General features: G+C 35.5%; 19 protein-coding genes, 1 other RNA gene and 1 pseudogene. 11 read left to right on the forward strand and 10 right to left on the reverse strand.

The features are described 5' to 3' along the window. Positions 1–2: 2 nt before the first annotated feature. Genes bamA through lpxA form a run of 5 tightly spaced genes read left to right on the forward strand, consistent with a single transcriptional unit; the run spans position 3 to position 5,421 of the window. On the forward strand, positions 3–2,528 hold the full coding sequence (gene bamA / locus F935_RS04900; RefSeq protein ID WP_016137887.1) for an outer membrane protein assembly factor BamA: 2,526 nt from the start codon (positions 3–5) through the stop codon (positions 2,526–2,528). Between the two features lie 40 nt (positions 2,529–2,568). Continuing rightward, complete coding sequence (locus F935_RS04905) at positions 2,569–3,069, forward strand: OmpH/Skp family outer membrane protein (RefSeq protein ID WP_016137888.1); 501 nt, start codon at positions 2,569–2,571, stop codon at positions 3,067–3,069. Positions 3,070–3,073: 4 nt separating this feature from the next. Further along, complete coding sequence (gene lpxD, locus F935_RS04910) at positions 3,074–4,144, forward strand: UDP-3-O-(3-hydroxymyristoyl)glucosamine N-acyltransferase (protein ID WP_016137889.1); 1,071 nt, start codon at positions 3,074–3,076, stop codon at positions 4,142–4,144. A gap of 6 nt (positions 4,145–4,150) precedes the next feature. Next, positions 4,151–4,636: a 3-hydroxyacyl-ACP dehydratase FabZ gene (gene fabZ / locus F935_RS04915; protein WP_003652176.1), complete on the forward strand. Its 486-nt coding sequence runs from the start codon at positions 4,151–4,153 to the stop codon at positions 4,634–4,636. Next, a complete protein-coding gene (lpxA, locus tag F935_RS04920; protein ID WP_016137890.1) occupies positions 4,633–5,421 on the forward strand; it encodes an acyl-ACP--UDP-N-acetylglucosamine O-acyltransferase in 789 nt (262 codons plus the stop codon). Before fabZ ends, lpxA begins: the two co-directional genes overlap by 4 nt. A gap of 58 nt (positions 5,422–5,479) precedes the next feature. On the opposite strand, the gene F935_RS04925 is transcribed toward lpxA, so the two are convergent. Then, the gene (locus F935_RS04925) at positions 5,480–6,346 is read right to left on the reverse strand and encodes a YbgF trimerization domain-containing protein (RefSeq protein ID WP_016137891.1); all 867 of its coding nucleotides are present in this window, start codon (positions 6,344–6,346) and stop codon (positions 5,480–5,482) included. 313 nt (positions 6,347–6,659) lie between these two features. Here F935_RS04925 and ffs point away from each other — a divergent pair. Further along, an RNA gene (ffs, locus tag F935_RS18240) (signal recognition particle sRNA small type) lies at positions 6,660–6,756 on the forward strand. 15 nt (positions 6,757–6,771) lie between these two features. On the opposite strand, the gene F935_RS04930 is transcribed toward ffs, so the two are convergent. The 4 genes from F935_RS04930 to F935_RS04945 all read right to left on the reverse strand — a co-directional run bounded on the left by F935_RS04930 (position 6,772) and on the right by F935_RS04945 (position 9,604). Further along, positions 6,772–7,254, reverse strand: coding sequence for a regulatory protein RecX (locus F935_RS04930; RefSeq protein ID WP_016137892.1), 483 nt, complete (start codon positions 7,252–7,254; stop codon positions 6,772–6,774). Positions 7,255–7,313: 59 nt separating this feature from the next. Next, positions 7,314–8,360, reverse strand: a complete 1,047-nt coding sequence (gene recA, locus F935_RS04935) for a recombinase RecA (protein ID WP_016137893.1) — start codon at positions 8,358–8,360, stop codon at positions 7,314–7,316. Between the two features lie 145 nt (positions 8,361–8,505). Continuing rightward, a complete protein-coding gene (locus F935_RS04940; RefSeq protein ID WP_016137894.1) occupies positions 8,506–8,934 on the reverse strand; it encodes an RNA-binding S4 domain-containing protein in 429 nt (142 codons plus the stop codon). Beyond that, complete coding sequence (locus F935_RS04945) at positions 8,918–9,604, reverse strand: HAD-IA family hydrolase (RefSeq protein WP_016137895.1); 687 nt, start codon at positions 9,602–9,604, stop codon at positions 8,918–8,920. Before F935_RS04945 ends, F935_RS04940 begins: the two co-directional genes overlap by 17 nt. A 389-nt stretch (positions 9,605–9,993) precedes the next feature. Between F935_RS04945 and F935_RS04950 the strand changes: the two genes are divergently transcribed. Further along, complete coding sequence (locus F935_RS04950) at positions 9,994–10,287, forward strand: hypothetical protein (RefSeq protein WP_016137896.1); 294 nt, start codon at positions 9,994–9,996, stop codon at positions 10,285–10,287. Here the strand turns inward: F935_RS04950 and F935_RS04955 are convergent. Together F935_RS04955 and gigD are read right to left on the reverse strand one after the other, a co-directional pair. Further along, complete coding sequence (locus F935_RS04955) at positions 10,269–10,808, reverse strand: GNAT family N-acetyltransferase (RefSeq protein WP_016137897.1); 540 nt, start codon at positions 10,806–10,808, stop codon at positions 10,269–10,271. The genes F935_RS04950 and F935_RS04955 overlap by 19 nt on opposite strands. A gap of 29 nt (positions 10,809–10,837) precedes the next feature. Then, a pseudogene (gene gigD / locus F935_RS04960) lies at positions 10,838–11,059 on the reverse strand (Lrp/AsnC family transcriptional regulator GigD); the annotation flags it as partial. Here gigD and F935_RS18245 point away from each other — a divergent pair. From F935_RS18245 to F935_RS04975, 3 genes are all read left to right on the forward strand, one after another. Continuing rightward, complete coding sequence (locus tag F935_RS18245) at positions 11,045–11,437, forward strand: hypothetical protein (protein WP_016137898.1); 393 nt, start codon at positions 11,045–11,047, stop codon at positions 11,435–11,437. The pseudogene gigD and the gene F935_RS18245 sit on opposite strands and share 15 nt — an antisense overlap. A 567-nt stretch (positions 11,438–12,004) precedes the next feature. Beyond that, positions 12,005–12,289, forward strand: coding sequence for a ubiquitination-like system serine protease family protein (locus F935_RS04970; RefSeq protein ID WP_016137899.1), 285 nt, complete (start codon positions 12,005–12,007; stop codon positions 12,287–12,289). A 548-nt stretch (positions 12,290–12,837) separates the two neighbouring features. Next, positions 12,838–14,019: a S8 family peptidase gene (locus F935_RS04975; RefSeq protein ID WP_016137900.1), complete on the forward strand. Its 1,182-nt coding sequence runs from the start codon at positions 12,838–12,840 to the stop codon at positions 14,017–14,019. A 44-nt stretch (positions 14,020–14,063) separates the two neighbouring features. Here F935_RS04975 and F935_RS04980 read toward each other — a convergent pair whose 3' ends face one another. Both F935_RS04980 and F935_RS04985 read right to left on the reverse strand, forming a co-directional pair. Further along, complete coding sequence (locus F935_RS04980) at positions 14,064–15,518, reverse strand: SulP family inorganic anion transporter (protein ID WP_016137901.1); 1,455 nt, start codon at positions 15,516–15,518, stop codon at positions 14,064–14,066. Between the two features lie 225 nt (positions 15,519–15,743). Beyond that, on the reverse strand, positions 15,744–16,376 hold the full coding sequence (locus F935_RS04985) for an SOS response-associated peptidase family protein (RefSeq protein ID WP_016137902.1): 633 nt from the start codon (positions 16,374–16,376) through the stop codon (positions 15,744–15,746). Between the two features lie 419 nt (positions 16,377–16,795). Here F935_RS04985 and F935_RS04990 point away from each other — a divergent pair, with 419 nt between their 5' ends. Beyond that, complete coding sequence (locus tag F935_RS04990; protein ID WP_016137903.1) at positions 16,796–18,238, forward strand: glucose/sorbosone family PQQ-dependent dehydrogenase; 1,443 nt, start codon at positions 16,796–16,798, stop codon at positions 18,236–18,238. A 57-nt stretch (positions 18,239–18,295) separates the two neighbouring features. Here F935_RS04990 and F935_RS04995 read toward each other — a convergent pair whose 3' ends face one another. After that, positions 18,296–18,739 carry a universal stress protein gene (locus tag F935_RS04995; protein WP_004791904.1) on the reverse strand — a complete coding sequence of 148 codons (444 nt, stop codon included), beginning with the start codon at positions 18,737–18,739 and terminating at the stop codon, positions 18,296–18,298. Positions 18,740–18,791 lie beyond the last annotated feature (52 nt).

Genomic DNA, 18,791 nt, shown 5'->3' on the forward strand with positions numbered 1-18,791 from the left:
GCATGCGGCACACACATTTTTTAATGCCTTTGGCACTTGTTAGCGCTATGGCAGCGGTACAACAAGCATATGCAGCTGATGATTTCGTTGTTCGAGATATTCGCGTAGATGGCTTAGTCCGTCTTACTCCTGCAAATGTTTCTACCATGTTGCCAATCAACAGTGGCGATCGCGTTAATGAACCGATGATCGCAGAAGCAATTCGAATATTGTATGCCACTGGACTTTTTGACGATATTAAAGCATCAAGAGATAACGATACTTTAGTTTTTAATGTCGTTGAACGACCAATTATTTCAAAACTTGAATTTAAGGGTAACAAACTTATTCCTAAAGAGGCTTTAGAGCAAGGCCTTAAAAAAATGGGTATTGCTGAAGGCGAGGTTTTTAAGAAGTCAGCTTTACAAACAATTGAAACTGAATTAGAGCAGCAATATACTCAGCAAGGCCGTTATGATGCTGATGTATCTGTTGATACAATAGCTCGTCCAAATAACCGTGTTGAACTTAAATTAAACTTTAATGAAGGTACAGCCGCTAAAGTTTTTAATATCAATATTATTGGTAATACTGTTTTTAAAGACAGTGAAATTAAACAAGCCTTTGCAGTTAAAGAAAGCGGTTGGGCTTCAATCGTAACTCGTAATGACCGTTATGCTAGAGAGAAAATGGCAGCGAGCCTTGAAGCTTTGCGTGCGATGTATCTGAATAAGGGTTATATCAATTTTCATATCAATAACTCACAGCTTAATATTAGTGAAGATAAGAAGAACATCTTTATTGAAGTTGCCGTAGAGGAAGGCAGTCAATTTAAATTTGGACAAACCAAGTTTTTAGGTGATGCACTTTATAAACCTGAAGAGTTACAAGCTTTAAAAATCTATAAAGATGGCGATACTTATTCTCAAGAAAAAGTAAATGCTGTTAAGCAATTGTTATTGCGTAAATATGGTAATGCTGGTTATTACTTTGCAGATGTAAATATTGTTCCACAAATTAATAACGATACAGGTGTTGTTGACTTAAATTACTATGTAAATCCAGGTCAGCAAGTTACTGTACGTCGTATTAATTTTACTGGTAACAGTAAAACTGCCGATGAAGTATTACGTCGTGAAATGCGTCAAATGGAAGGCGCTTTAGCGAGTAATGAAAAAATTGATTTGTCTAAGGTTCGTTTAGAGCGTACAGGATTCTTCAAAACTGTTGATATTAAACCAGCTCGTATTCCAAACTCACCAGATCAGGTGGATTTAAACGTAAACGTTGAAGAACAACACTCGGGGACTACCACATTAGCGGTAGGTTACTCACAAAGTGGTGGTATTACATTCCAAGCAGGTTTGAGTCAAACTAACTTTATGGGAACGGGTAATCGTGTTGCGATCGATTTATCTCGTTCTGAAACTCAAGATTACTATAACTTAAGCGTTACTGATCCTTACTTCACAATTGATGGGGTAAGCCGAGGTTATAACGTTTACTATCGTAAGACAAAACTAAATGACGACTATAACGTTAATAATTACGTTACTGATAGTTTTGGTGGTAGTTTAAGTTTTGGTTATCCAATTGATGAAAATCAAAGTTTAAGTGCTTCAGTTGGTATTGATAATACTAAAGTAACCACAGGTGCCTTTGTTTCTACTTATGTCCGTGACTACTTGAAGGCAAATGGTGGTAAAGCAACAGGTACAGAGACCTATTGCCCAATTGATAAACAAGTTCCTATAAAAGATGAAAATGGTGTTATTACCGGTACTGCTCCATGTGATGAGAAGGACCTAAAAACTTATGAAAATGCATTTGAAGGTGAGTTCTTTACCTATAACTTAAACTTAGGTTGGTCATATAACACATTAAACCGCCCAATTTTCCCAACCTCAGGTATGTCTCATCGTGTAGGTCTGGAAATTGGTTTACCAGGTAGTGATGTTGAATACCAAAAAGCAACTTATGATGCTCAGGCATTCTTTCCTATTGGTACTACAGGCTTTGTACTTCGTGGCTATGGTAAGTTGGGCTATGGTAATGATTTACCATTCTATAAAAACTTCTATGCCGGCGGTTATGGCTCTGTCCGTGGTTATGATAACAGTACCTTGGGTCCGAAATATTCAAGTGTAAATTTACAAGAAGAGCAAAAAGATGACTCTTCTCCGGAAGAAGTGGGTGGTAACGCTCTTGTACAATTTGGTACTGAGCTAGCTTTACCATTACCTTTCAAAGGTGATTGGACTCGCCAAGTGAGACCAGTTATTTTTGCTGAAGGTGGTCAGGTATTCGATACTAAGTGTGATGTTGGTTCTTATTCTATGCTTATGAATGGGCAGAAAATAGAAAACGCTAAAAAATACTGTGAAGATAACTATGGCTTCGACTTAGGTAATATGCGTTATAGCGTAGGTGTTGGTTTTACATGGATTACCATGATCGGACCATTATCTCTTAGCTATGCATTCCCACTAAATGATAAGCCTGGTGATGAAACTAAAGAGATCCAGTTTGAAATCGGTCGTACTTTCTAAGTACGACTTGACTAAACACGAAATAAGGACACAAATTTAAATGAAAAAATTAAATATATTGATGTTAGGACTAGGTCTGACAGTTTCTGCTATGACTAATGCAGCAGGTTATGGTGTTATTGATCTTGCTAAAGTTGTTGAAAGCAGTGTTTATTTGAAACAACAAAACGCAAGTTTAAATCAATCAGTTAAACCAACCACAACTCGTCTTGAGCAGTTAGGTAAAGAATTGGAAGGTCTTCAACGTCAAGCCCAAACTCAAGGGCAAAAAATGAAAGAAGATGATATTAAAAAGCTCCAAGCGCAATATCAAACAAAACTCAATGAATTTAATTCTACTCAACAAGGTTTGCAGTCTAAAGTTCAAACTAGTTTGCAAGGAATGAACTCAACTTTTGAGACTCGTGTGAAGCAAGCAGCTGAACAATTACGAAAAGAAAATAATCTTGACTTCATTTTGAATAAAAATTCAACTGTTGCCTATGACGCTAAGTATGATTTAACTGATAAAATGATACAAAAGGTTAATTCAATGAAATAAATTAATGAAAGTGCAACAATATCGTTTAGATGAACTAGCTCACCTAGTAAATGGTGAGTTAGTAGGTACGGGTAGTCTTCAATTTCTAAACTTAGCAAGTTTAGAAAATGCGGAAACTCATCAGATTGCTTTCGTGAATGGCGAAAAGTATATTGATCAAGCAAAGACTAGCCGTGCAGGTGCGTACATTGTTACAAGCCTTATCAAAGAACAGCTTACTGACAAACAAAATTTTATTATTGTTGATAATCCTTATTTAGCTTTTGCCATACTTACGCATGTTTTTGATAAAAAAATTACATCAGTAGGTATAGAAAGTACGGCTCAAATTCATCCTTCTGCGATCGTTTCTGAAACAGCATATATTGGTCACTATGTCGTAATTGGCGAAAATTGTGTGGTCGGCGATAACACGATTATTCAGTCTCACACTCGACTGGACGATAATGTGGAAATCGGAAAAGATTGTTTTATTGATGCCCATGTCACTATTACTGGTGGATCTAAATTATTTGATCGTGTGCGAGTTCATGCAAGTACTGTAATTGGTAGTGAGGGCTTTGGCTTTGCACCATATCAAGGAAAGTGGCATCGCATTGCTCAATTGGGTTCAGTTATTGTGGGTAATGATGTTCGCATTGGTTCAAATTGTAGTATTGATCGAGGTGCACTAGACAACACAATTTTGGAAGATGGGGTAATTATTGATAACCTTGTGCAAATCGCGCATAACGTTCATATTGGTTCAAATACGGCTATCGCTGCTAAGTGTGGAATTGCTGGTAGTGTTAAAATTGGCAAAAACTGTATTCTAGCAGGGGCTTGTGGTGTGTCAGGGCACCTTTCTATTACTGATAATGTGACTTTGACTGGAATGTCAATGGTCACAAAAAATATTTCTGAAGCTGGTACTTACTCTTCAGGAATTGGATTGTTTGAAAATAGTCATTGGAAAAAGACAATTGTACGCTTACGACAATTAGCAGATGTGCCATTGACCCAAATCACTAAACGACTTGATCATATACAAGCTCAAATAGAGTCTCTTGAATCAACCTTTAATTTGCGTAAATAGAATATTATGACCGAGTCAACTACACCTAAATTTGCCATCCCTGAATTACCAATGCAGATTCAAACGATTCGTCAATATTTGCCGCATCGTTACCCATTCTTATTGGTTGATCGTGTGACTGAAGTTACTGACAATAGCATTGTTGGTTATAAAAATGTTTCTATCAATGAAGAGTTCCTACAGGGACATTTCCCAGAATATCCAATTATGCCTGGTGTTCTAATTGTAGAAGCATTAGCCCAAGTTTCAGGTGTTCTAGGGTTTATTATGAACAACGAAACGCCAAAACCAGGTTCTTTATTTCTCTTTGCTGGTGCTGAAAGAGTTAGATTTAAAAAACAAGTAGTTGCTGGTGACCAACTTGTATTAAAATCTGAATTAGTAATGCAAAAACGCGGTATCTACAAATATAATTGTACGGCTACCGTGGATGGTATTGTAGCAACAACCGCTGAAATTATGATTTCACACCAAAAAACAGAGCAGGCATGAGCAATCACGACTTAATTCATTCTACGGCCATTATTGATCCATCTGCAGTGATTGCTCCAGATGTCCAGATAGGACCTTATTGCGTTATCGGTCCAAATGTGACTATTGGTGCAGGTACTAAGCTACATTCACATGTAGTGGTGGGTGGTTTTACCAAAATTGGTCAAAATAATGAGATTTTCCAGTTCGCAAGTGTTGGTGAAGTTTGCCAAGACTTGAAATATCAAGGTGAAGAAACTTGGTTAGAGATTGGTGATCATAATTTAATTCGTGAACATTGCAGTTTACATAGAGGAACTGTGCAGGATAATGCTTTAACTAAAATAGGAAGTCATAACCTATTGATGGTTAATACTCATATTGCACATGACTGTATCGTTGGTGACCATAATATTTTTGCGAATAATGTTGGTGTTGCTGGACATGTACACATAGGCGATCACACCATTATTGGCGGTAATTCTGGTATTCATCAATTCTGTAAAATCGATTCTTACAGTATGGTGGGTGGGGCATCATTAATTTTAAAGGATGTACCTGCTTACGTTATGGCTTCTGGTAACCCAGCCCATGCGTTTGGTATTAATATCGAAGGAATGCGTAGAAAGGGTTGGTCTAAAAATACAATTCAAGGCCTCAGAGAGGCTTATAAGTTAATTTTTAAATCAGGGCTTACTTCTGTTCAAGCTGTTGCACAGATTAAAAGCGATATTCTTCCGAATGTTCCAGAAGCTCAGTTATTAATTGACTCTGTTGAAAAATCAGAGCGTGGTATTGTTCGCTAATAAAATTTATTAAAAAAAGACACTGCATATTGCAGTGTCTTTTTTTTGCTTAAAATTATTACTTATTAAAAAATTTGGCTTCTTCAGATTTTGGATACTGACTTAAAATTTTAGTTTTATATTGATTTGCTGAAGCTGCATTTTTATCGACATCTTTAGCAATACTATAGAGTTGATAAAGAGCACGAGGAGCTTTACTCGAATTTGGATATCGAGTTGCTACTACATTATAGTTCTTTTTCGCCTCATTGTAGTTTACTGGATCAGTTGCTAAATTGAATTCAGCTAACCAAAAATAAGCATTTCCCGTATAAACACTATTCGGGTGGTTTTTGATAAAGTTTTGCATTGGAGCAATCGCTTTTTTGGCTCCACCTTGCTTATAGGCATCTAAAGCTACAGTGTAAGCTGCCTTTTCAAGCTCTACAGGGTTTGATTGGTTTTGTGAGGGCGGCTGCTGAGGTGCTTCTGGTTGTGGTGGTGGAGTAGTGGAAGAGGTGCTTATTGGAGCAGCATTCACTACTTTGTTATCTGCTGTAGAGGCTTCTGTGCTTGCGGTAGCTGGAGTATCACTATTTGCAGGATTATCTGATGATGCACTTTCTGGATCAACCTTCTGATTAAGTAGTTCTAAGCGCTGATCTAAATCGGTATAGCGATTAGATAAATCTTTTTTCAATTGTTCAATATCGTTAGATTGCTCTTCTAATTGCCCACGTAAGGTGCGTACATCATTCTCTAATTGTTGGTTTTTCTGCATTAATTCCCAGTTTAAATTACTAGGTACTGAATCATTATTAGAAGAAGTGTTAGTTGTACTACCACCGCTTTGGCTTAAACCACGAGACTCAATTGGAATGTTGGCATAGAGAGAGGTAGTGCTCATTAAGGCAATAAATAATAAAGAATGCTTCATCAATCGCATGAGTATAGGTCCATAATTTTATGTAAAAGCCAACTTAAAAAAGGAATATGTAAACTATTCACTTAACTATCTAAGATTTTAATTGGTCCATGCAATTAAAACAGCAAACAATATAAATGCAAGAATAGTTTACAATCTTCAAGCATATTTTATCCAAAAGAAGATACAAGAAAGAATATAGGAGAGTGATGTATAGAAATTAATGGGTTTTTGCTGATGAATTAATCAATTGAAACATAAACTTGCTTAAAACGGTGAAGAAGGCTTGCAACTATTTTAAAAATCTCTATACTCTGTTTTGCAATGGTAGCCCCGCTGGTGGCTTCGCAATTGTACTCTGTGAACCCCGCCAGGACCGGAAGGTAGCAACGGTAGCAGATCTATGATGTGCCGAAGTTTTGCTAGTGGGGCTGCCACCATTTCTTTCAGTCCACTCTCCGTTGGACAGCTTTTATAATTACATCTAAATCAAATCCTCTATATTGTAAAAATCTAATCTGTTTTGCTTTAAGCTTTGGATCTTTTTCAACTTCTTCGCCAAATTTTTTCACTTTCAGTTGATATGCTTGTTCTATCCAGTCAATATTGTGTATATCCTCTGCGATTAAATCATTTTCGATCTGTTTTGTTTTTAAAGCTTGTTTAATACGTTTCGGCCCTTTGCCTTTGCGAATCTGGCTAGCAAGCATTTGTTCAGCAACACGTTGATCACTTTGATAATTCTTTTCAGATAATTCCTCAACAAGTTGCTGGACCTCTTCAGGATTTTGCGCATAACGAGTTAATTTTTCAATAAGCTCTGCTTTGGAATAATCTCGACGGGTCAATAAAGCAAAAGCATAAGATCGTAAACGCTGACCTGTAAGCAAAGCTCGTTGTTGAGACTGTTCTTCAGTTCTTTTGAACATAGTATTAGATTTCCCTTGTAAAAAAACGCCCCGAAGGGCGTTTTAAAGCGCATGAATAATTAAGATTCTAATAAAAGATCAGCTTCTTCTTCAGCTTCAACTTGATCAGTAGTAGTACCAGTTGTTAACAGTTGTTCACGGATATTACGTTCAATCTCTCCAGCCATTTGAGGGTTCTCTTCAAAGTGACGAATAACATTGTTCTTACCTTGACCAATTTTACTACCTTGATATGAGTACCAAGCACCTGCTTTTTGTACGATATCTTGCTGTACAGCTAAATCTACAAGTTCGCCTAGCTGGTTTGTGCCTTTACCATATAGGATTTGGAAAAGAGCTTCTCTGAAAGGAGGCGCCATTTTGTTTTTAACAACTTTAACGCGAGTTTCAGAGCCGACGATTTCATCGCCTTCTTTTACTTGACCAATACGGCGGATATCTAAACGTACAGAAGCGTAGAACTTCAATGCGTTACCACCAGTTGTGGTCTCAGGGCTACCAAACATTACCCCAATCTTCATACGGATTTGGTTAATGAAAATAACCATACAGTTTGAGCGCTTAGCATTACCTGTAATTTTACGAAGTGCCTGACTCATTAGACGAGCTTGCAAGCCCATATGAGAGTCACCCATCTCACCTTCGATTTCTGCTTTAGGGGTAAGTGCCGCGACTGAATCGACAACAATCATATCAATTGCGCCAGAGCGAACCAACATATCTGCAATTTCGAGTGCTTGTTCACCGTTATCAGGCTGTGATACAAGCAGGTTATCAATGTCTACACCAAGCTTGCGTGCATATTGTGGATCTAATGCGTGCTCTGCATCGATAAATGCACAAGTACCGCCAGTTTTTTGACATTGTGCAATCGCTTGTAGAGTCATTGTGGTTTTACCAGAAGATTCTGGACCATAAATCTCGACAATACGACCTTTTGGTAAACCACCAATCCCCAATGCAATATCTAAAGTCAAAGAGCCTGTAGACACAGCTTCAACAGCTTGAACAGTGTTGTCACCGAGACGCATCACCGTATTTTTGCCAAATTGTTTCTCAATTTGACTTAGCGCGGCTTGTAATGCTTTGCTTTTATTCTCATCCATCTCAAAAACCTCAATACTCTATGTTCATCACGTTTAACCCAAGTGGATGCATTGAATCTCAACTTGTTTCACTGGGGTAATAGTGACAGATTTTTTCTATAGCTTCTATGTGTTGTATGTGTGTGTGCGACACAACTCGACGTTTTTATTCATCACCATATGACCAATTCTGATCATTTTCCTGTTTAAACCGAATAATTTGTCGACGATCCTTTTTGCCCGGTCTATGGTCAGGTCGAGCTAGATTATGCAATTTTCGTTGGGATGCAATCAACTCCCGTCTAGCAATACTTACTTCGGTTTCTTCATAAAGTTGCTGTGCGACCGGAGCTGGACCACGTGTGTTCGAAAGAGCTTTTATCACAACAGTTTTTTTATTAAAACCTTGCTGAATAATAAGTTCCATTCCAACTCGAATTTCCTTGGAAACTTTTACACGCTCATTATTGTGATGTACTTTACCTCCTTCAATCGCTGCTTTAGCAATTGAACGAGTTTTAAAAAAACGAGCAACCCATAACCATTTATCGACACGCATGGTCTCTACAGCATCGTTTTCATGCAATTTTGACATCATTATCCTTTCTATCAATTTGATTCAATATAGACAGCAAGTCTGTAAGCCGATCTAGTGCTTTAAACTCTAAATCTTGATGCTGTTTTATATCTTTTAGACTTGAGGGCTGTGAGATAGTAAACAAGTGTTGAATACCAAATTTCTCTGCTGTTTTTAATACAGGAGCCGTATCGTCAATAAAAATCGTTTCATCTGGATTGAAGGGGTGTAATCGTTGAAGCTCTTGCCAAAAATTAATATCTTCTTTGGCATAACCTACTTGTTCACTTGATATGATGACATCGAAGAAATGTTCAATTGCAATATTATCGAGTTTTAAGCGTAAGCTTGCGCAGTCAGCATTAGTCACTAGCCAACACGTATATCCCTGTTCTTTAAGTTGTTGCAAAAGTTCAATACAGCCAGAACGAGCTTGGATTTTAGATTGAAATTCTTGTTGTAGTTTGAGTACATCAACACCTACAGTTTTACTCCAATAGGTTGATGAATACCAAACAAGAGTGTGCCGATGTGATTGATAGAATTGATATAGCTTTTCTTTGCTCTCGGAAAGGGGAAGTTGATGAGTTTTAGCATGTCTTTCAGGAAGACATTCATTCCAAATGAAATCATCAAAAGCGAGATCTAAGAGTGTACCATCCATATCAAACATTATGATTTTAGACATATTTTTAGATATCTCCAAAATCATTCAAAGTAAAATTTTTAAGACACATCTACCATATATCCTTTTAAAATCATAAATTAAACACTCAAACTAATTTAAAGCTTCATCCATTAATTTTTCTAAAATTTGTACAAATTAATATGATGGATTGGGAAGATAAATGGTTTGAAATTATAACGTGGAAATTTGCAAAACAAAAAATAATAATGAGACAGTTTTAGTAGAAAATTCTTCCTTTAAATTAAAAATATTTAAAATTTATTTACGGTTTTTAGCCCCTAGGATTAAGTTTGCTTACATAGGATACGTATTGACAAACATTTTATAAATTGAAGGATACTTATTAACGTTATATTTAAAACTATTCCTATAAGAACTTAGAGAAAGCAATGAAAATTGGATTTATTGGTGGAACCAATGACGGTATCGTAATCAATGCTGCTGATGGCCTTGATACTTATAAACTTGAATGGCACTACAAAGCAGAAAAGCATTGTGAATCACAACTTACCTTAGGGCTGAATGGACCTGAGTATGATTATTACAACTTATTAATTCTAAGAAAAAATAAAGAGGCTAAACTTTTTTATGTGCTCACCACTCTGGAGAAAGAGGAAATCGCGGATAAACTCCATGAATATTGGGAATGTTCAACCTCCGTTGGCTATGATTTTGATGAGTAAGTGTTCGTGATTTCATATAGCACATGTGCTCTTAATTCATGATGAAGAGGAACTTTAGGATGTTCGAAGTTTTTAAATTTTTGCATTCCCAGTTTTTCCATGACAGCTTGAGAGGGGGTATTAATCGTTGCGGTAAATGAAACGATTTTATCTAAATTCAGTATATTAAAACCATAATCTAAAACTGCTTTTGCTCCTTCGGTTGCATAACCTTGTTTCCAAAATTCTTTTGCAAGTCGCCACCCAATTTCCACACATGGAGAGAAGTCAAATTGTTCAGGTTGGCTGTGCAAACCAATAAACCCAATAAATTGATGACTCTCTTTTAATTCTACTGCCCAAAAGCCCCAACTTTTTTCGTGAATAAGAGATGAAATTTTTTGGATTAAATTAAGGCTTTCTTGGGGTGTTAAGAGATTTGGGAAAAATTGCATAACATCTTGATCTAAGCCCATTATTATAAATGGTTCAAAATCACTTTCTTTCCACTGTCTTAAAATTAAACGCTTTGTTTCGATCATGAGATGGCTCTTTAATTAAAAATGAGAGGTTAAAGTGGTTTTTGCACAATCTTCTGTAAAATGATCTTGGAATTAATGCTGACTACACCTTTTATTTTATTTAAGGTGTTAATTACAAAATGAGAAAAAGAACTCAAATCCTTGGTCGCAACGTGTAAAACATAATTAGATTCGCCAGTAATAATATATGCATTAATGACTTCATCAAAATTTTTGATCTGACTTAAAAAAAAGTTGTGATCATTGCTAGAGCTATAGTCAATGAACATGAGATATTGGCAGAATTTCAACGAAAAAGTTTACTTAGCTACCAAGAATATACTCATAGTAGAAATATCCAATATGGCAAACATCCAAGGTCAACCTTAGATTTATTTCCTTTAAACTATGCTCTCAATCTTTCAAGCGAAGATATCTTAAAATATAGTCCTATTCATCAGTTAAATCGAGTCACTATTCCATGTTCAATTTTCTGTGGTGAACTTGAGCTCGAAGAATTGAAATGGCAAAGCCAAAATTATTTTGAAATTAAAAAAGAGCAAGATCAGGATTTTATTTCTTTTAGCCTTATTCCTAAAAATAATCAGTATTCTATTTTAGAATACTATTTTAAGTCGATATTATTTTAAGCAGTCGAATTACAATATATACAATGTGATTGTATGAGTAATTAATTTTATAGAAAGATAAAGTGTGAGGTGAATCACATCTTAACCTATTTTTTATAGAAATTATTTATTGTTGTTGACCTAACAGTGGAACTTAATTAGATTAAAAAGATAGTGCTTTCTCACTAAACAATAAATTGTTTAGCTGTTGTTTAGTTGAGTTTTAAGTCCGTAGCTTCCCAAGATGCGGACTTTTTTATTTTAATTTTAAAAACAATAAGATCAGGGGTTATTTTTGATATGGCTGTAATTATCTATCCAATGATTAATATGAATGAATAAGATAGACCTGTCATAAATAAGAAATAAACTAGGATTTTTTTCATGATTTAACTTGAATTATCATTTAATAAGTAGATTAATTAAAATATAAGCTGACTTCTCATTCATGAATTTGTCATATAGGCTTGATAAATTATAAGAAAATAAAAAGCTATAAAAAATAATTAAATAATATATATAGCATTTGAAAGTAATTGATTTAGTCGGCTCTCATGAGTTGGTTTTTTTATTTATAAAGGAGCCTTTATGAAAGTACAATATTTTGAAGGCGGCATGTATAAACATATGTGTCCAGGTTGCGGTTATCTTCACTATATTCCTGTACATTATCCTTTTTCTAATGGTAACCAATGGAATTTTAATAATAATTTGGAAAACCCAACTTTTGATCAACTCATAAGTATGTATGGGCATTGTAGTTACTTTATTAAAGGTGGCTTTATTGAGTATAGCGTTAATTGTAGACATCATTTAGCAGGATGTACGGTTGAATTGCCAGAACTAAAATTAAAAAATTATAGGTTTTATTAATTTTACTACTTTTCTTATATATTTAAGATCATTTAAAAACTTATAAACTCGGTAAGTAGTAGAGGCTTTAGTAATATATATTTACATATTCTATACTGAATATGTATAGTTAAAGAAATTGTAAATTTATTTTGGTTGAAGCTAGTATTGAAATTTGAAAAAATTTATATAACTCACTGTTTTATATTTTATTTATGGATATCTGGAAATTTTTAAGAAGTTTTAACACCATATGGAACATATCTCATTATTTCTACATTTATATTGTTTTTAATGATTATATATTTTTACATTATACATCCTAGCTAATCTAAATTATCAATAGAGTAAAATAATCTTCCATTTTTTAATTTATTTGAATTGTTTCTCACTTTTAATAGAAAAGGATAAGAGTGTTGTATAGATCCAAGTTTTATGAAAATATGACTTGGTTATAATACATGGAGAATGTAATAAAAATTCCTTTCTAAAAGATTTTAGGCTCTCAATATAAAGACTGTACTGATCATAACAACGATATCTGAAGCAAAAAATATGGAGATTTTTTTATGAAATTTTGCCAAATATCGGCTGCTTTCTTATCAATGGCCGCCGTCAACCTAGTCCATGCAGCACCAGCTACAACAAATTCTGTATTAAGTACCTCTGAAGCAAAAGGAATTATTAAAAACCAATATATTGTTATTCTCAATAAGGATGTTGGTCCTTCTAATGATTTTGCACAAAGTATTGCTAAACAACATGGGGGAAAGATATTACAGACTTATGATACTGTACTTAAAGGATTTGCAATTTATTTACCCGATGTTGCGGGTACTGCTTTTGTTGAAGCTATGAAAAAAAATCCCAAAGTTCTTTCAGTAGAAAATGACACAGTCATGAAAATTGATGCAACTACACAAAGCAATCCAGATTGGGGCTTAGATCGTATTGATCAGAAAACTTTACCTTTAAATTCCGCTTATTCATATTTGCAAACAGGCTCGGGCACAATAGCTTATATTGTTGATACCGGAATATTATCTACACATCAACAGTTCTCTGGACGGGTATTAAGTGGCTATACCGTGATATCTGATGGAAATGGTACAACGGATTGTAATGGACATGGTACTCATGTAGCAGGAACAGTGGGTGGCAGTACTTATGGTGTGGCTAAAAATGTAAATTTGGTACCAATACGAATTTTAGGATGTGATGGGTCTGGTGCTTCGAGTAACGTGATTGCGGGATTAGATTGGATATTAAAAAATGGTAAAAAGCCAGCTGTGGTGAATATGTCTTTAGGCGGCGATGCGAACACATCCTTAGATAGCGCAGTAGAAAATTTATTTAATAATGGTTATGTGATGGTTGTCGCTGCAGGAAATTCTAATGCAGATGCATGTAGTTCTTCTCCAGCAAGAGTGGGTAAAGCAATTACTGTAGCTGCTACAGATAATACTGATACACGAGCGAGTTATTCTAATTATGGAAGCTGCGTTGATATTTTTGCGCCAGGAAGCCAGATTAATTCTTCATGGATTGGAAGTAATACGGCAACTAAAGTTTTGAATGGAACGTCAATGGCTACTCCACATGTTGTTGGTGTCGTAGCTGAAATGTTGCAAAGTACACCTACAGCAACACCTCAGACAATCTCAACTAATCTTTTAAATCAAGCAAGTAGTAATGTGGTAAAAAATCCTTCTGGTAGCCCAAATCGATTGCTCTATAAATCTTCTCAATAAAAAGTAATTCTTTAAATTAGGAAAAGGTCCCGAAGGACCTTTCTTTAGATTTTTGCATGAGTACCATATTTATCAATCATGATTGAGCTGGCTTCATTTAAGCCTCGTACAGTAACCTGAATACCATTCTTTTGAAATTTATTTACTACTGAATCTAGCATTGCAACTGAAGTCACATCCCAAATATGAGAGTGGGTAAGATCAATAATAACTTCTTTAATTTCTTCTTTAAAATTAAAACGTTGCATAAATTTTTCAGATGAACTAAAAAATATTTGACCTCTTAATTCATATAGACGAGCTTGATCTTCGAATGAAGTTTCTATATGAATATCATTTTCAAGTTTATTTGCTAAGAACAGTGCCGAAAGTAATACGCCAGTTAATACACCTAGCGCTAAGTTATGGGTAGCAACCACTACAATAACGGTAGCGATCATAACGACATTACTACTTTTAGGATTGGCTTTAAAGTGGATAACTGACTTCCATTCAAAAGTACTGATTGATACCATAATCATGACGGCAACCAGAGCAGCCATAGGAATCACTTTTAACCAATCACTTAAAAATACAACTAGAATAAGTAAGAATATGCCTGCGCAGAAAGTTGATAAGCGTGTACGACCACCCGATTTTACATTAATCATTGATTGACCAATCATGGCACAACCAGCCATGCCGCCCATAAAACCTGAAGCAATATTTGCTATACCTTGACCTTTACACTCTTGAAATTTGTCACTAGGCGTATCTGTCATTTCATCAACAATTGTTGCTGTCATCATTGACTCAAGTAAGCCAACTGCGGCAAGGGCTAATGAGTATGGAAGAATAATAAGAAGAGTTTCTAAATTCAAAGGAATATTCGGAATTAGAAATATCGGTAAAGTGTCTGGTAATGACCCCATATCACCAACCGTTCGAACGTCAAAACCTAAAAAAATAGCGAGTAATGTGACTACTACAATACAAATAAGAGGTGAAGGAAAGAACTTTCCAATTTTGGGAATATAGGGGAATAGATAGATAATTCCTAAGCCGATTGCTACTAATAAGTAGACATGCCACGTCACACTTACCAATTCTGGTAATTGAGCCATAAAGATGAGTATGGCGAGAGCGTTAACGAATCCAATAACCACCGATTTGGAAACAAAACGCATGAGTTTGGCGAGTTTGAAATATCCTGCCAAAATCTGTATGGCGCCAGTTAATACTGTTGCTGCAAATAAGTATTGAAGCCCATGGTCCTTTACGAGCGTTGTCATAACTAAAGCCATTGCGCCTGTAGCCGCCGAAATCATAGCGGGACGACCACCTACGAAAGAAATAATAACGGCAATACAAAAGGATGCATATAAACCGACTTTGGGATCTACACCCGCAATAATTGAAAATGCAATTGCTTCTGGAATTAAAGCAAGACCCACAACAAGACCGGAAAGAATATCTGCGCGGACATTAGAGAACCATTGTTCTCGGACATTCGATAACATGAGAAATAGCCTAAGTTCTAAATTTTGAAAAGGCTAGTGATGTGATATATCAACACAAGCGACTACACCACATCACTAAACAATGATGAGTTATTTACAATGATAAGGGTAAATAAACTTAAGGTGGCGTAAGTGTCATGATGATAGGGAGTTTGAGGCTTTTAAAAGTGGCCGAAGAATAGCATAAGTTTTTAAGGTTGACTAACCTAAGTCGACTAAACCGTTTTAATCATCATTTTTCATTTCAGCTTTCGGCATTGAGGCAAATTCATTGGCAGGCATATTTAAGAAAAAGTCTTTTGCTTCAGAATGAGTGCAGTTGAGCCAATCAATTCTGAGATGATCTGGTATCACAATAACCGAGCGCTTTTCATCATCCGGTTTATGAAATTGTTTCATAAAAGGGTGATGATCAGCATTGATTGTTAATAGCGACATTGATCTAACTTTCTGTTCATCAATAAGTGTTTCCTCAAAGATCGCAGCCAGTGTAAAAGGTTGCCCATCTTTCCGGAAAATACCATACCAATGTGCTTTACCATTGATATATTTAGGTTCATAAATAGCTTCAACAGGAATTAGAGCAAATTGGTTATTTAACCAAGCATGTTTAAAAGAGCGCTTTTGTTGAACGGTCTCTGTTCTTGTATTATAGGTTGCATACTTGAATGAGATTTCTTTGGCATAAGGAGGCAGCATTCCAAATTTAGCTTTTCTCCACTCAAGCTTATTTTCGTTCGATAAAATGATTGGACAATCATCGCTTGGGAAAATATCCATCTTATATTCAAAAGTGGGTTCAAATAACTCTAATTGATTGGCATGTGATTTCTTAAGAGGTTTAAAGTTTGCACACATAAGACACCTTCATTGTAAAAATAGCTCTCAATTACAGCTTCTAACTTTTAGTCTTTAGTGATGTATATTTTTATAATTAGAATTGTCTCTTTGAGTATTAATTTTTAACTATCAATTACTTCGTTAATAAGTGTTTATTTTTAAAAATGCACATTTCAAAAAATATTAAGATATAAATTAATAGATAAAGTATAAAAAATAGATCAATCTTACGTTTAAGTTATTCATCTTAAAGATGACTTTATGCGAGTGTTCATCCATTTTGGATAGCTACTTTTATGCAACAGAGCCTTTCAGAAATTTAGATTTTAATAGATTCGTTATTCATCATAATACAAATCATATAGAGAACTCGTACAAACCCTTTATTAGAGGTTTAAAAATTCTCGGAAAATTTTGACAATTTATAAGGTGGACACATGAATAAACATTTATTGGCTAAAATTACGTTACTAGGCGCTGCTCAGCTACTTACGCTCAACTCTGCATTTGCTGATGTTCCTCTCACTCCATCTCAATTTGCTAAAGCAAAAACAGAAAATTTTGACAAGAAAGTTATTCTATCCAATTTAAATAAGCCACATGCTTTGTTGTGGGGGCCTGATAATCAAATTTGGTTAACAGAGCGGGCAACGGGCAAGATTTTAAGAGTGAATCCAGAGTCGGGCAGTGTAAAAACAGTTTTTCAGGTGCCTGAGATTGTAAATGATGCTGATGGACAAAATGGTTTATTAGGCTTTGCCTTCCATCCTGATTTTAAAAATAATCCTTATATCTACATTTCAGGTACATTTAAAAATCCGAAATCTACAGATAAAGAATTACCGAATCAAACGATTATCCGTCGATATACCTATAACAAAGCAACAGATACGCTTGAGAAGCCAATAGATTTATTAGCGGGATTACCTTCATCGAAAGACCATCAGTCAGGTCGTCTTGTCATTGGTCCAGACCAAAAGATTTACTATACGATTGGTGACCAAGGGCGTAACCAGCTTGCTTATTTGTTCTTGCCAAATCAAGCACAGCATACGCCGACTCAACAAGAAGTGAGTGGCAAAGATTATCATACCTACATGGGTAAAGTACTACGCTTAAATCTAGATGGAAGTATTCCAAAAGATAACCCAAGCTTTAATGGGGTAGTTAGTCATATCTATACGCTCGGTCATCGTAACCCACAGGGCTTAGCATTCACTCCAAATGGTAAGCTGTTGCAATCTGAACAAGGTCCAAACTCTGACGATGAAATTAATCTCATAGTTAAAGGTGGTAACTATGGTTGGCCAAATGTAGCGGGTTATAAAGATGACAGCGGTTATGCTTATGCAAATTATTCAGCAGCAACCAATAAAGCACAGATTAAAGATTTAGGTCAAAATGGTTTAAAAGTAGCAGCAGGGGTACCAGTAACTAAAGAGTCTGAATGGACTGGTAAAAACTTTGTACCGCCGTTAAAAACTTTATATACCGTCCAAGATACCTACAACTATAATGACCCGACTTGTGGGGATATGACCTACATTTGCTGGCCAACGGTTGCGCCGTCATCTGCTTATATCTATAAGGGCGGCAAAAAAGCAATTTCTGGTTGGGAAAATACATTATTGGTTCCATCTTTAAAACGCGGAGTTATTTTCCGTATTAAATTAGATCCAACGTATAGTGCGACTTATGATGATGCTGTGCCGATGTTTAAAAGTAACAACCGTTATCGTGACGTGATTGCAAGTCCAGATGGGAATGTTTTATACGTGTTGACTGATACTGCCGGAAATGTCCAAAAAGATGATGGCTCTGTAACGAACACATTAGAAAACCCAGGGTCTCTGATTAAATTTACATATAAAGCTCAGTAACACAGGCACTTAAAAAACCGATCTACATAAGATCGGTTTTTTTAGATTAAGAAAAAACTATTCAGTTACGACTAATACCGGTAAATGAATTTCTCCTAAAAGAGCTTGAGTCACACTTCCTAAGAAGAACTTTTTAAACCCTTTTCGACCATGAGAACCAATAACTAACAGGTCTGCTTTGAGTTCAGTCGCTGCTTTAATAATTTCTGTATGAATTGTTTGACCCTCAACAATTTTTGTTTCAACAGAAATTCCATGTTGGCTAAATTGTTCTTTCGCTTGGTCTAAAATACCCTGAATAGATGCTCTAGCTTTATTAAAATAATCCTGAGCTAATTCTGTACTATCAATGAATTCTACAGAAATAAAAGGATCTATAGTAAGCGCATATACTAGAGTCACTTTACTACCAAAGGCCTTAGCAAGTGTTGCTGCATGATTGACAGCAATGAGTGAAGTAGGAGAACCATCGACTGGAACCAAGATATGGTGATAACTCATATATTGCTCCTTATTGCCCTATGACAATGTAGGGTGCCAAAACACCGATTTA

It is taken from the genome of Acinetobacter calcoaceticus ANC 3811, from assembly GCF_000399665.1.
In the GTDB taxonomy this organism is placed as follows: Bacteria; Pseudomonadota; Gammaproteobacteria; order Pseudomonadales; family Moraxellaceae; genus Acinetobacter; species Acinetobacter calcoaceticus_B.

What these genes read in the sequence shown, in the direction of transcription:
- F935_RS04990 (WP_016137903.1), top strand. Translation starts at nt 16,796, where the DNA reads ATGAATAAACATTTATTGGCTAAAATTACGTTACTAGGCGCTGCTCAG.
- F935_RS04980 (WP_016137901.1), bottom strand. Translation starts at nt 15,518, where the DNA reads ATGTTATCGAATGTCCGAGAACAATGGTTCTCTAATGTCCGCGCAGAT.
- F935_RS04930 (WP_016137892.1), bottom strand. Translation starts at nt 7,254, where the DNA reads ATGTTCAAAAGAACTGAAGAACAGTCTCAACAACGAGCTTTGCTTACA.
- F935_RS04985 (WP_016137902.1), bottom strand. Translation starts at nt 16,376, where the DNA reads ATGTGTGCAAACTTTAAACCTCTTAAGAAATCACATGCCAATCAATTA.
- F935_RS04975 (WP_016137900.1), top strand. Translation starts at nt 12,838, where the DNA reads ATGAAATTTTGCCAAATATCGGCTGCTTTCTTATCAATGGCCGCCGTC.
- F935_RS04950 (WP_016137896.1), top strand. Translation starts at nt 9,994, where the DNA reads ATGAAAATTGGATTTATTGGTGGAACCAATGACGGTATCGTAATCAAT.
- F935_RS04945 (WP_016137895.1), bottom strand. Translation starts at nt 9,604, where the DNA reads ATGTCTAAAATCATAATGTTTGATATGGATGGTACACTCTTAGATCTC.
- F935_RS04925 (WP_016137891.1), bottom strand. Translation starts at nt 6,346, where the DNA reads ATGCGATTGATGAAGCATTCTTTATTATTTATTGCCTTAATGAGCACT.
- bamA (WP_016137887.1), top strand. Translation starts at nt 3, where the DNA reads ATGCGGCACACACATTTTTTAATGCCTTTGGCACTTGTTAGCGCTATG.
- fabZ (WP_003652176.1), top strand. Translation starts at nt 4,151, where the DNA reads ATGACCGAGTCAACTACACCTAAATTTGCCATCCCTGAATTACCAATG.
- lpxA (WP_016137890.1), top strand. Translation starts at nt 4,633, where the DNA reads ATGAGCAATCACGACTTAATTCATTCTACGGCCATTATTGATCCATCT.
- F935_RS04940 (WP_016137894.1), bottom strand. Translation starts at nt 8,934, where the DNA reads ATGTCAAAATTGCATGAAAACGATGCTGTAGAGACCATGCGTGTCGAT.
- F935_RS04905 (WP_016137888.1), top strand. Translation starts at nt 2,569, where the DNA reads ATGAAAAAATTAAATATATTGATGTTAGGACTAGGTCTGACAGTTTCT.
- F935_RS04995 (WP_004791904.1), bottom strand. Translation starts at nt 18,739, where the DNA reads ATGAGTTATCACCATATCTTGGTTCCAGTCGATGGTTCTCCTACTTCA.
- F935_RS04970 (WP_016137899.1), top strand. Translation starts at nt 12,005, where the DNA reads ATGAAAGTACAATATTTTGAAGGCGGCATGTATAAACATATGTGTCCA.
- recA (WP_016137893.1), bottom strand. Translation starts at nt 8,360, where the DNA reads ATGGATGAGAATAAAAGCAAAGCATTACAAGCCGCGCTAAGTCAAATT.
- lpxD (WP_016137889.1), top strand. Translation starts at nt 3,074, where the DNA reads ATGAAAGTGCAACAATATCGTTTAGATGAACTAGCTCACCTAGTAAAT.
- F935_RS04955 (WP_016137897.1), bottom strand. Translation starts at nt 10,808, where the DNA reads ATGATCGAAACAAAGCGTTTAATTTTAAGACAGTGGAAAGAAAGTGAT.